This window comes from Paraburkholderia phymatum, assembly GCF_038900715.1.
Lineage (GTDB): Bacteria > Pseudomonadota > Gammaproteobacteria > Burkholderiales > Burkholderiaceae > Paraburkholderia > Paraburkholderia phymatum_A.
This window is the reverse complement of the sequence record NZ_JAYMRZ010000019.1, coordinates 77,967-90,764: the sequence shown is the minus strand read 5'-3', so window position 1 is coordinate 90,764 and position 12,798 is coordinate 77,967. Positions and strand designations below refer to the sequence as shown.

General features: G+C 65.1%; 11 protein-coding genes. 8 read left to right on the top strand and 3 right to left on the bottom strand.

Annotated features, from left to right (window positions below):
• Positions 1–33 precede the first annotated feature (33 nt).
• The 3 genes from VSR68_RS29545 to VSR68_RS29535 form a co-directional block, all read right to left on the bottom strand.
• Positions 34–660: a YitT family protein gene (locus VSR68_RS29545; RefSeq protein ID WP_342943229.1), complete on the bottom strand. Its 627-nt coding sequence runs from the start codon at positions 658–660 to the stop codon at positions 34–36.
• 3 nt (positions 661–663) lie between these two features.
• Positions 664–1,005 (bottom strand): BON domain-containing protein, encoded by a 342-nt coding sequence (locus tag VSR68_RS29540; protein ID WP_428983613.1) that lies wholly within the window; start codon positions 1,003–1,005, stop codon positions 664–666.
• 117 nt (positions 1,006–1,122) lie between these two features.
• Complete coding sequence (locus tag VSR68_RS29535; protein WP_342943227.1) at positions 1,123–2,190, bottom strand: porin; 1,068 nt, start codon at positions 2,188–2,190, stop codon at positions 1,123–1,125.
• Positions 2,191–2,425: 235 nt separating this feature from the next.
• On the opposite strand from VSR68_RS29535, the gene VSR68_RS29530 reads away from it, so the two are divergent.
• The 8 genes from VSR68_RS29530 (at position 2,426) to VSR68_RS29495 (ending at position 12,403) form a co-directional block, all read left to right on the top strand.
• Complete coding sequence (locus tag VSR68_RS29530; RefSeq protein WP_342943226.1) at positions 2,426–2,800, top strand: DUF4148 domain-containing protein; 375 nt, start codon at positions 2,426–2,428, stop codon at positions 2,798–2,800.
• 647 nt (positions 2,801–3,447) lie between these two features.
• Positions 3,448–5,124, top strand: coding sequence for a methyl-accepting chemotaxis protein (locus VSR68_RS29525; protein WP_342943225.1), 1,677 nt, complete (start codon positions 3,448–3,450; stop codon positions 5,122–5,124).
• 48 nt (positions 5,125–5,172) lie between these two features.
• Positions 5,173–5,658: a chemotaxis protein CheW gene (locus VSR68_RS29520; RefSeq protein ID WP_342943224.1), complete on the top strand. Its 486-nt coding sequence runs from the start codon at positions 5,173–5,175 to the stop codon at positions 5,656–5,658.
• On the top strand, positions 5,655–7,112 hold the full coding sequence (locus VSR68_RS29515) for a CheR family methyltransferase (RefSeq protein WP_342943223.1): 1,458 nt from the start codon (positions 5,655–5,657) through the stop codon (positions 7,110–7,112). The genes VSR68_RS29520 and VSR68_RS29515 overlap by 4 nt, the downstream gene beginning before the upstream one ends.
• Positions 7,093–7,809, top strand: coding sequence for a chemotaxis protein CheW (locus VSR68_RS29510; RefSeq protein WP_342943222.1), 717 nt, complete (start codon positions 7,093–7,095; stop codon positions 7,807–7,809). The genes VSR68_RS29515 and VSR68_RS29510 overlap by 20 nt, the downstream gene beginning before the upstream one ends.
• Positions 7,806–10,181 (top strand): hybrid sensor histidine kinase/response regulator, encoded by a 2,376-nt coding sequence (locus VSR68_RS29505; RefSeq protein WP_342943221.1) that lies wholly within the window; start codon positions 7,806–7,808, stop codon positions 10,179–10,181. The genes VSR68_RS29510 and VSR68_RS29505 overlap by 4 nt, the downstream gene beginning before the upstream one ends.
• Before the next feature lie 8 nt (positions 10,182–10,189).
• Positions 10,190–11,194 (top strand): chemotaxis response regulator protein-glutamate methylesterase, encoded by a 1,005-nt coding sequence (locus VSR68_RS29500; protein WP_342943220.1) that lies wholly within the window; start codon positions 10,190–10,192, stop codon positions 11,192–11,194.
• A gap of 93 nt (positions 11,195–11,287) precedes the next feature.
• Positions 11,288–12,403, top strand: a complete 1,116-nt coding sequence (locus VSR68_RS29495) for a diguanylate cyclase (RefSeq protein ID WP_342943219.1) — start codon at positions 11,288–11,290, stop codon at positions 12,401–12,403.
• The last annotated feature ends 395 nt before the right edge of the window (positions 12,404–12,798 follow it).

Here is a 12,798-nt window from a genome sequence, read left to right as displayed (position 1 = left end):
CGTCGCTTTTGTCCGATGGCCGGACAGCGAGCGTTACATCCCGACGTAGCGGCCCGGACGATGGTTGAGCGCAACAACGAGGTTGAGCGCAAGCGCGCCGAGCAGCGACGCAGCGAGCACGCGCGGCGACACCACGAACAACGACGCGGCCACGATCGACAGGTCGACGGACATCTGCACTTTGCCGGCGCGTATGCCATGCTTCTCCTGAAGGAACAGTGCGACGATATTGACGCCGCCAAGACTCGCCCGATGCCGGAACAGCACCACGAAGCCCGTGGCCATCACGCTTGAGCCAAGGGCGGCCGCGTAGAAGGCATCGAGCCTGTCGTAATGGATGAACCGAGGGTGCAGCATCGAGAAGCCCGAGACAAGCACCATCGCGCAAAACGTCTTGATCCTGAATTGACGGCTCATGCGGCGAAAGGCGAAGTACTGGAACGGCGCGTTGATTGCGAAATAGACCGGTCCGAACGCCCAACCGAAGACATAGTGGATGAGGAATGCGAGCCCCGCCGTGCCGCCCGTCAGCAGCCCCGCACGGTTGTACAGGTTGACGCCGAGCGAAACGAGCAGCGCGCCTACCGCGAGGGCAACGGCATCCTCGAACGGGCGATGCCTGATCGTCGCGTGAGATGTGGGCACATCGACGTCTGCCATGTCTTACTGCGGGATGTGAATGATCAGCGCGTTCTTCACCGAGTTCACGCCGGGCACGCCCTGGGCCACGCGCGTCGCCTGGTCGATCTGCGACTGCTCGGGCACGGAACCTTCGAGCACCACGTCGCCGCCGCGCGCGCGAACTGTAATGTTGATGACGTCGAGCCCTTTCGTCTTCGCGAGCGCGCGGCGCACGCTCTTCTGCAATGCCTGGTCGGGTGCGCGCATCTGCTTTGCGTTCGATGCCGGAGTCGCGCCACTCGACGCAGCGGACTGGCCAGGCTGCGCATTCGCGCCGACGAACGACAGCAGAACGAGCGCCCCTGCCATCAAGTTTCTTGTCATGTTCCTCATCGCTTCTCCTCATGGCCGCCTCCGTCACCATGACGGCGTTCTCGGCCCATTCGCTTACTGGTCCATCCGTCAATTGGCCCATTCGTCGATTCTCCTCACCGACACCGCCTAGAACAGCGTGCGGATGCCAATGCGCGCAGCGGCATCGTGCCCGTTGGACGAAGCGGGAAGGGTCAGGAAGGTGGCATGCGCACCGCCCGTCACACTCTGGAACGCAGCGCTGACATACACATCCGTCCTCTTCGATAGCGAATAGTCGAGAATGGCGCTTGCCACGTGCCATGTCGAAGGCGACATGTGTGTGAGCGAAAAGCCGGCGCTCGCCGACAACACTGGCGTGATCTGATAGACCTCGCTGATCTCGTAAGAGCGCATCGTGATAGACGCACTCTGGCGCTTGATGGTCGTCGCAGTGAAGAGCGCGCGCGTGGATGAAGGGCCGAACGTTACGCTGGCAGCGGCCTCGATGTTCTCCATATTGCTCGCCACGAACGAGCCCGAAGGAAACGACGGGCCAAGCGACGTGCCGATCTGCGCCGCTGGATTCAGCGTCATGTCGTGCACGTTGTTATACGCGAACGCAGCGCCGAATACGCCGCCGCTGTATTGAACGCCAACGGCGACGACGCGTCCGTTGCCGGTGCTCGCCGAATCGGCGCCGAACGCGTACAGTGCGCCCAGACTGAGACCGGCAATCGGCGTCACCGAGTACTTCACCGAATTGTTGATCCGCAGCGACCCGCCCAGGTGGTCGTAGTCGCCCGGATGGAAGCCATATGCGCCGAGCCGCGAGCCGATCGAGAACAACGTCATGTAGTCCCAGATAAAGTCGTACTGGCGGCCGAACGTCAGTGATCCCCACTTGTTGCTGGTGAGGCCGACGAATGCCTGCCGTCCGAACATCAGCCCCGGTTGCGAGTCCGCGCCCGTGTTCAGGGAGAAGCCATTCTCCAGCGTGAAGACCGCGTGCGTGCCGCCGCCCAGATCCTCCATACCGCGCAGGCCGAAGCGGCTGGGCTGGATGATGCCGTCGGCTGCGACCACTTCGCTCTTGCCGCCGGCATTTGATACATAGCTCAGGCCTGTGTCGATCAATCCGTACAGTGTCACTGAGCTCTGCGCGTGCGCGAGAGGCGGCAATGCAAGCGCAGCGGCAATCGCAAGAGCCTTCTTCATGCGGGTCTCCGTCCATGATTTTGTTTGACCGGCGACGGCGCGCGAGAGCCCACAAGGATTGCAGGTGCCTCATCTAGCGCTCCTAAGGATTGAGCTCTCGTCATGCGTCTTCCGTGACTTCACTCTATGAGCACGCACCTGCCTCTTCAATGCAAATTCCCAGGACGTCCGGTAGTCGGACAACGGCCGGCCGTCCATCGTTGTGCGTCAGACCCATTGTTGCGACTCAGGAAAGATGCAATCGCGCTGTTTAGGCTTAATGCCCGCCAGTCGGACGGGTATGCTAGATGGTGTTAGCAATCCTGCGCAGGTTGCGCCATCGCCTTACCACGCGAAAGGGAAGAAATCATTGAAACCGCTCTTTGCGACGCTTCTCGTCAGCTCGCTTCTCATGCCACTTGCGTCTTTCGCGCAACAGCCGGATGGACCGCTCACACGCGCACAGGTGCGCGAACAGATCGCGCAACTCGAAGGGGCCGGATATACGCCGGGCACCTTTGATCCGCATTACCCCGAAAAAATTCAGGCAGCGCAAGCCAGAATAGCCGTCCAGGCAGCCGGAGGCTCCCGTAGTAACGAATCGGTCGGTAGTTGTCCGCCTCGTCGATGACACATCCAGGAGCGCCCGCGACCGCAATGTCCGCTTGCTGGGCGGAAGCGACGTCTGAACGTCCGGGCAACCCTTCCGGCGAATGACGCTTCATGGCCGAAACGCGGCTTTGTAAGATCCGAAATTCGCAGCTGGCATGGACAGTGGCTTCCGGGGAAGTACACGGGCAGTCAAATGGCATCGTAAAAAAGTAGCCGAATGATCGTTCATGGTCCGGTGGCAGCCTCCGCCCCAAGAGTCGGAACGCCCTCTCTGCCGCCTGTACCCGTATGTCATCCGAGGCGGTGCAATGCAACGTTGTAAGCCGTTCGCGTTGCGGCATGTGGCCAAGGCCATTGCTTTGCGCATGAAGCCACATGCATGCAAAATGCAAGTCGCAGGCGACTCCACGGCAATCCCGAGATCGGCCAACGTCGGGAACAGGACCACCAGCCAACCGGTCCAGGCACCAGATTGTCGTTCGCGGCAACCGTCCGCCTTTCTTTCAAATCACCGAACTGGCGTCGGTTGCGTCTACTTTTCGGGGAAATGCATCGCAGGGAAGTCGTGTAGCTTGTTGCAGTTTCCTCTATCACCTCGGCGTGGGCCGTCCAGACAGTCACCGTCCCTTGCACCGCCCAGCAACTTCAATGAGAGAGTCATCGACAATGGCCACTGCGACGTCACGCACCGGCGACACCACCGTGCAGGATCCAAAGCACGCAGGCCGCTTCACGCTCGGCAACCGTATCCTGCTGACCTTCGGCGCCCTGTTCGTGCTCATGCTGGTAATGGCCGCGCTTTCCTGGACGCGGCTGCGCGTGATGGACGACGAGGCGCTCAGCATGAGCCGTGACTCCGTGCCCGGCCTCTATCTCGCGACCACGCTGCGCGCGACGGCCAACGAGAGCTATACCACGCTCGAACGCGCGCTCTTCGTCGAGAGCAGCGAAGACGCGATGAAGCGCGATCTCGACCGCGTGCCACAGTTGCTGCGTCAGCTCGATCAGGTGTCGGCCGAATACCAGGGCACCCTGTTTCGCGACGATGACCGCGCGCGCTTTCGTACCTTCAAGGCTGCGTGGGACCAGTACCAGCTGCAACTGAACGAGGCGATGCGCATCGCCCCCACCTCGAAGTCCGGCGGACAGGCCGCGTTCGTCAAGCTTTTGCCGGCGTGGGATGGTGTCATGCGCGCGGCGAACGAACTGGTCAGCGAGAACCGTGCACAGGCGGACGACTCCGCCAAAGCGATCCGCGATTCGGTGACAGGCACCGAGATCACACTCGCGACGGCACTCGGCATCACGCTGCTCGTCGCGCTGCTCACGGGCTATGCGCTGCATCGCGCGATCACCGTACCGATGGCGAGCCTCGTCGAAGTGCATAACGTGATGCGCACGGGCAATCTGACGCAGCGCCTGAAGCTCGGCCGCCGCGACGAGTTCGGTACGCTCGAGGACGGCTTCAACCGGATGGCCGAGGAACTGAACAGCCTCGTCGCCCAGGCGCAGAAGTCGTCGCTGCAGGTGACGACATCCGTTGCCGAGATTGCGGCGACATCGAAGGAACAGCAGGCCACCGCCACCGAAACAGCCGCGACGACGACGGAGATCGGCGCGACCTCGCGCGAGATTTTCGCGACCTCGCGGGACCTGCTGCGCACGATGAATGAAGTGTCGGCTGTCGCGGACCAGTCGGCGACGCTCGCGGGCGCGAGCCAGAGCGGGCTCACTCGCATGGAAGACACGATGCGCAGCGTGATGGACGCGGCGGGCTCCGTGAATGCGAAGCTCGCGATCCTCAACGAAAAGGCTGTCAACATCAATCAGGTGGTCGCGACGATCACGAAGGTCGCGGACCAGACGAACCTGCTGTCGCTGAACGCGGCGATCGAGGCCGAAAAGGCGGGCGAATACGGCCGCGGCTTTGCCGTCGTCGCAACGGAAATCCGCCGCCTCGCGGACCAGACGGCCGTCGCCACCTACGACATCGAAGAGACCGTAAAGGAGATCCAGTCGGCCGTCTCGGCGGGCGTGATGGGCATGGACAAGTTCTCCGAAGAAGTGCGGCGCGGCATGCGCGACGTGCAGCAGGTGAGCGAGCAGCTGTCGCAGATCATCCAGGAAGTGCAAACACTGGCGCCGCGCTTCCAGCTCGTCAACGAAGGCATGCACACGCAGGCGACGAGCGCCGAGCAGATCACACAGGCACTGTCTCAGCTGTCGGAAGCCGCGCAGCAGACGGCGGACTCGCTGCGCCAGTCGTCGCAGGCCATCGACGATCTGACGCTCGTTGCGAACCAGCTCCGCACGGGCGTCTCGCGCTTCAAGATCGAAGCGTGACGACATCTGCGCAAGCGCGCGTGCCGCACGTCTGATACGGTGATCGCGATGCTCTTCCTTCTCTTCGAACTCGACCGCGACCGCTATGCGCTCGATGTCGCCGACGTTGTCGAAGTACGGGCGCTGACGGCCGCCAAGGCGATTCCGGGCGCGCCCGCGTGGGTCGCGGGCGTGATCGAGCGGCATGGCGAGCCCGTACCCGTCATCGACCTCGCGCAGCTTGCGCTCGGCCGGCCATCGCAGCAATGGCGCTCGACGCGGCTCGTGCTGATCCGCTACCGCGATGCGCGGGAAAGCCGCGACGCCGGTACGCCGTCGCGGCTCCTGGGCCTGATTGTCGAACACGCGACGCAGACGCGCCGCATCGAGCGCGAGCGATTCGCCGACAGCGGCATCGCGACGCCGCACGCACGCTGGCTCGGCCCCGTCGTCAGCGACGAGCTCGGCATGATCCAGTGGGTTGACGTGCAGCAGATGCTCGACGACGACGTGAAGTCCCTCCTCTTCCCGCAACCCGAATCCCAAACGCGATGAACGTAACGACCGCCTTTGTGCCGCGCTTCGAATCCTGGCTGTTGCGGGAGACGGGTATCGAGGCGTCGTCGCTGGGCGTCAACGCGCTCGAGCGCGCCGTGCTCGAACGCGTGCGGGTGACACGTCTGGACGCGGCGGCACACGACACGAGCGTACCCGTCGATCCCGCCGACATCGAAGCATACTGGCAGCAGCTGACGATGTCGGCCGACGAGCGGCAGGCACTGATCGAAGCGCTCGTCGTGCCGGAGACATGGTTCTATCGCGATCGCGAGGCGTATGTCGCGCTCGTGCGGCTCGCGAACGAACGGCTCGCGCGCGATCCGATGCATGTGCTGCGCGTGCTGAGCCTGCCGTGCTCGACGGGTGAAGAGCCGTACACGATCGCGATGACGCTGTTCGACGACGGCATCGGCGAAAACCGCTTTACGATCGATGCGTTCGATATCAGCACGCGTGTGATCGAGCATGCGCGCGCCGGCATCTATGGGCGCAATTCTTTTCGCGGCCATCCGCTCGCGTATCGCGACCGGCATTTCGCCGCGTTGAAAGACGGCTGGCAACTGAACGGGCGCGTGCGTCAGACGGTGCGCTTCTCGCAGGCGAATCTGTTCGAGTTGCCCGCGATTGCACAGGCGCCGTACGACTTCATCTTCTGCCGCAACGTGCTGATCTATTTCGACCGCGAAGCGCGGGATCGCGCGATCCGTCTGCTCGACGCGAATCTCGCCGACGGCGGCACGATCTTCGTCGGCCCAGCGGAAACGGGACTGCTGATGCGGCACGCGATGACTTCAGCGCGCATTCCGCTCGCCTTTGCTTTCCGGCGCAGCACGCCTGAGGAAACAGGCGCGCTGGGCGCGGTCGGGCAGATTGCGCCGAAGGCGTCGTCGAATGCCGCGTCGCGCGCCATGCCGTCGTTCAGCGCACCGCAACGGCAGCATGCGCCCGCGTACGGCGCCGCACCGCGTGACCCCGCGAAACAGCCGCGTGCACGTCACGTGTATACTCCGGCGCCTGCGCGTCTGCCGCAGGCCTTACACGCGACGCAGACAGTGCAACCCGCCAGCCCCGCCGCCGACAGATCGCTCGATGCCGCACGGCGTCACGCCGACGCCGGCGAGTTCGACGAAGCCGAACGCCTCGCGCACAAGCACTCGATCGTGCATGGTCCCGATGTCGACGCGTTTTATCTGCTGGGCCTGATCGCCGATGCGCGCGGCCGCAGCGCCGACGCCGCGGACTTCTATCGCAAGGCGCTGTATCTGGACCCGGCGCATTACGAAGCGCTCACGCATCTGGCCGCGTTGCTCGAGATCGGCGGCGACCAGGCGGGCGCGCACAACCTGATGCTGCGCGCGCAACGCTCGGCGGCCCGCGCGTCGCAAGTGGCGCAAGCGGCAGCCGACGAGCCGCAACCTTCACGAGGATTCCATGCTTCACGACGCTCCTGATCTCGCAAGTCTGCCGTTGCGCGTCGACGACTGCTGGAACCGCATCGGCACGCGCGGCGACAAGAGCTGCCCGCGCCTCGCCGAGCATGCGCGCTGCCTGAACTGTCCCGTCTTCGAGCAAGGCGCCGCGCGACTGCTCGACCGGCCCTTGAGCGACGCCGAGCTCGCACAGCGTGCTCACGCGGGCACGCAGACGGACGACGAAACGAGCCGCGTGCACGCATCGCGCGAAGACGCGGCGACGCAGTCCGCCCTCGCCTTTCGCATCGCGGGCGAATGGCTCGCGCTGCCGACATCCACGCTGCGCGAGGTCGACGTCATCCGCGCGATCCATTCGCTGCCTCACCGGCGCACACGCGCGGTGCTCGGCGTCGTCAACGTGCGCGGTGCGCTGACCATCGCCGTCTCGCTCGGGGAACTGCTGAACATGGACCACGCCGCCGATGCAAGACAGACCGCGCGCAACGGTTATGCGCGCATGCTGGTCGCGGCGCACGACAGCGAGCCCGTTGCGTTTCCCGTCGATGAAGTCGAGGGCGTCGTCCGCTATGCGGAGGGTGCGCTGCTTCCCGTGCCCGCGACGCTTGCGCGCGCGACGGCCTTCCACGCGCGCGGCGTGCTCGCGTGGCGTGACAGGACCATCGGCCTGCTCGATCCCGCGCGGCTTTTCGATTCGATCGCCCGGAGCCTGCGATGACGGATGACGAACTGAGCCGCCTGTCTCTACTCGACCTGTTCCGCGAAGAGGCGGGCACGCAGACGCGCGTGCTCTCCGAAGGACTGCTCGCGCTCGAACAGCGGCCCACCGACGCCTCCGCGCTCGAAGCATGCATGCGCGCCGCGCATTCGCTCAAGGGCGCGGCCCGCATCATCGGCTTGCAGGATGGCGTCGATATCGCGCATCTGATGGAAGAGTGCTTCGTCGGCGCGCAACGCGGCGAACTCGCGCTGACGCCCGCGCATATCGACGTGCTGCTGCGTGGGGTCGACCTGCTGTTGCGCGTGGGCGAAGCGAAACCGGACGCCCCGGTTACGCGCGCGGATATCGACGCCTTCGTGCAGCAGCTATCGTCGCCCGGAAGCACCGCTCGCGAGCAGACCGACGCGGACAACGTGCAAGCAGGCGACGACGTCGATGCCTACGCGCAACTCCAGGCGCAGTTGCAGGCTGAGGCGCTCACGCAACAGCAGGACACCGCGACGTCAGAGCATCCGGAAACAACGGGCGAACCCGATACGCCGCGTGCCGCCGAAGAAGACGACGCGCCGCCGCTAGATGCGGCCACGCACGCGGCAACGCACGCGGCCGCGCGCCACCCCGACCGCATGCTGCGCGTGCGCGCCGCCAACCTCGATCGCGTGCTGGGCCTGTCGGGCGAAGTGCTCGTCGAATCGCGCTGGCTCAAGCCGTTCACGGCGTCGATGCTGCGCATGAAGCGCACGCAACGCGACACGTCGCTTGCGCTCGATGCGCTCTACGACACGCTCGCCGGCCATCTCGACGACGCCGCGCTGTCCGCGCTCGCCGACGTGCGCACCGCGCTCCACCGCATGCAGCATGCGCTCGGCGCGCGCATCGACGAACTCGACCACTACGAGCGCAGCAGTTCCAACCTTGCGCAACTGCTCTATGACGAAGCGCTGCAATGCCGGATGCGTCCGTTCGGCGATGCGACGCATGCCTATCCGCGCGTCGTGCGCGATCTCGCGCGTTCGCTCGGCAAGCGCGTGAGGTTCGAGATCGTCGGCACGTCCACTCAGGTGGACCGCGACATTCTCGATCTGCTTGACGCGCCGCTCGGCCATCTGATGCGCAATGCGATCGATCACGGCATCGAGACACCCGACGAACGTCTCGCGCGCGGCAAGCCCGCCGAAGCCATCGTGACGCTGGAAGCGCGCCACAGCGCAGGCAGGCTGCTGATCAGCGTCAGCGACGATGGCGCGGGCATCGATCTCGACAACGTCCGTGCGTCGGTGATCCGGCGCAAGCTCGCCGATGCAGAGACAGCCGCGCGCCTGTCCGAACAGGAACTGCTCGACTTCCTGCTGCTACCGGGCTTTTCGATGCGCGAGCAGATCACGGATGTATCGGGGCGCGGCGTGGGGCTCGACGCCGTGCACGAAATGGTCAAGAGCGTGCGCGGCACCGTGCGCATCTTCAATGAACCGGGCCGCGGTTCGCGGTTCGCGATGCAGTTGCCACTCACGCTGTCGGTGGTGCGCAGTCTGCTCGTCGAAGTGGGCGGCGAGGCGTATGCGTTTCCGCTCGCGCATGTGCGCCGCACGCTCGAACTCGCGCGAGCCGACATCGACATGCTCGAAGGCCAGCAGCATTTCGCGTTCGACGGCAAGCCCATCGGGCTCGTCACCGCGCATCAGCTGCTCGGCACGCAGGCTCCGGATCAGGCGCGCGACTCAGTGGCCGCGGTCGTGATCGGCGACGAACAAGACACCTATGGAATCGCAGTCGACCGCTTTCTCGGCGAGCGGATGCTTGTCGTGCAGCCGCTTGACTCGCGCCTCGGCAAGATCAGGGACATCGCCGCGGGCGCGCTGATGGAAAACGGTGACGCCGTGCTGATCGTCGATGTCGACGACCTGCTGCGCTCCGTCGACAAGCTCGTGCGCGGCGGCCAGCTCGACAGGATCGGCCGCGCGCACAACGTCGCCGTGCGGCAGCGCAAGCATGTGCTCGTCGTCGAAGATTCGTTGACGGTGCGCGAACTCGAACGCAAGCTGCTGGAAAAGCGCGGCTATGCCGTCACCGTGGCCGTCGACGGCATGGACGGCTGGAACGCACTGCACAACATGACAAATGGCACGTTCGACCTCGTCGTCACGGATGTTGACATGCCGCGCATGGACGGCATCGAGCTTGTCACGCTGATCAAGCGCGATCCGGTGTTCAAGCCCGTGCCCGTGATGATCGTGTCGTACAAGGACCGCGACGAGGACCGGCGGCGCGGACTCGAAGCGGGCGCCGACTACTATCTCGCGAAGGGCAGTTTTCACGACGAAGCGCTGCTCGATGCCGTACGCGACCTGATCGGTGAGGCGGTCTCTTGAAACCCGGCATGAACATCGGCATCGCCAACGACCTGCCGCTCGCCGTCGAGGCGCTGCGCCGCGTGATCGCGCTGCGCCCGGAGCATCGCGTGCTTTGGGTCGCCGCCGATGGCGAAGAGGCCGTCGATTTCTGTGCCGCGCACACGCCCGACGTCGTGCTGATGGATCTGATCATGCCGAAGCTCGACGGCGTGGAGGCGACGCGCCGCATCATGGCGCGCACGCCCTGCCCGATCCTGATCGTGACGAGCAGCGTCGGCACGAACACGTGGCGCGTCTACGAGGCGATGGGCGCGGGTGCGCTCGACGCCGTCGATACGCCGACACTCGCCGGGCGCGGCGTGAGCGATGCCGCGCAGTTGCTGCTGCAGAAAATCGACCAGATCGGCCGGCTGATGGACAAGCCGACGGCGCCGCTGCACACGGCTCGCGCGCCGCTCAGGCACGATGCGCAGCGGCTCGTCGCGATTGGCGCATCGGCGGGCGGACCCGTCGCGCTCGCGACCGTGCTGGGCAGCCTGCCCGCATCGTTCGCGGCGCCCATCGTGATCGTCCAGCACGTCGACAAGGTGTTCGCCGACGGCATGGCGCAGTGGCTCGACGGACAGACCCCGCTCACCGTGCGCACGGCGCGCGAGAGTGATGTCCCGTGCGCGGGCGTCGCGCTGCTCGCGGCAACGAATGACCACATGCTGCTGACACAACACGGCGCGCTGCACTACACTCGCGAACCTGCCGATCTGCCCTATCGTCCTTCCGTCGACGTGTTCTTTCACAGCGTCGTCGAACATTGGCCCGGCGAGGCACTCGGCGTACTGCTGACGGGCATGGGCCGCGACGGCGCGATCGGACTGAAGGCGATGCGCGCGAAGGGCTACGACACGATTGCGCAAGACGAAGCGACGAGCGCTGTCTACGGCATGCCGAAGGCCGCCGCGGCGCTCGGCGCCGCGCAGCGGATCGTGGCGCTCGGCGGCATCGCCGACCATCTGGCAACGTTCGCGCGACGTTGACGCAAGGATGGCAGCAGAAGAACCAGGGCAGGGGCGACACGCAGTCAAGGGCAGAGACGGCGCATGAGAGGCAATTCCAACAGGGGTACGCACATGGACTTCGATCAAATCGGGGCACGGGACCAGGGGGGTTCCACATCGACGTCGGCTGATCGCGCGAACGCCGCGCTCGACGCCGCGCGCGCCGCGCTGGACACGGCTGCGCTGTCCGACGTGCCCATCATGGTGCTGCTCGTTGACGACCAGGCGATCGTCGCAGAAGCCGTGCGCCGCGCGTTCACGAACGAGGACGGCATCGACCTGCACTACTGCCCGAGCGCCGACGATGCGATCCGCGCGGCGACCGACACGCGGCCCACGGTAATCCTGCAGGATCTCGTCATGCCTGGCATCGACGGTCTCACGCTCGTCAAGGCGTATCGTTCGAACGCGAAACTGCGTGACGTGCCCATCATCGTGCTGTCGACGAAAGAGGAGCCCACCATCAAGAGCGCGGCCTTCGTGGCAGGCGCGAACGATTACCTCGTCAAGCTGCCCGACCGCATTGAACTCGTCGCGCGCATCCGCTATCACTCGCGCTCGTACGTGAATCTGCTGCAACGCGACCAGGCGTATCGCGCGCTGCGCGAATCGCAGCAGCAATTGCTCGAAGCCAATCTCGAACTGCGCAAGCTCACGCAATCGGATGGTTTGACGGGCCTGTCGAACCGCCGTTATCTGGACGAATATCTGAGCGCCGAATGGCGGCGCGGAATGCGGGCGCAAACCGAAGTCTCGATGCTGATGATCGACGTCGACAGCTTCAAGCCGTATAACGACACGTACGGCCACGTGGCGGGCGACGAAGTGCTCAAGCAGATCGCGTCGACCGTCGAAAGCTGTCTCGGGCGGCCCGGTGATCTCGCGGCGCGGTTCGGCGGCGAAGAGTTCGCGGTCGTGCTGCCGGGTACGTCGGCGGGCGGCACGCGCCTGCTCGCCGAGAAAATCCGGCTCCATGTGGAGGCGTTGCGCATTCCGCATGCGGGCGCGTCATCGGGCCAGCATGTCACGATCAGCGTCGGGTGCGCGACGCAGGTTCCCGCGCTCGACGCGCCGATGACGACGCTGATCGAGGCCGCCGACCTCGCGCTGTATCGCGCCAAGCGCGACGGGAAGAACCGCGTGGTCGCGATGGAAAGCGGCAGAAGCGATGCACGCGGCGCCACGTGAGTCGCTTTTGCGTTGCAGTGGTGCTGCCGCGTATGAAGCCACGGCACGCTAACCCGGCTCACCCACCGAGCCCAACGGCACTCAGACCTACTCAGAGCCGGTCTCGAAGATACGCCAACGAAACTGGCAAAGACGGACATTGCCTTGAACGCTGTGTGGAATGTGTATCCGATTCTGCCGCAACCGGTCGACTGCCGCGGCTGACGTTGACGGAATCACCGGCCCGCGTCAGTTGAGATTGACAAGCAACACTTTAGGCAGCGTGCCTGGATGGCCGGTTCCTGAATGGAACCGACGCATCGATGCACGAGCGACGGTGCGAACGGGGTTACCTGGGAATCACTGTCAACGCGAGTCAGTTGCGCATTGAATGTGACGCCGCTGTCGACGGGACC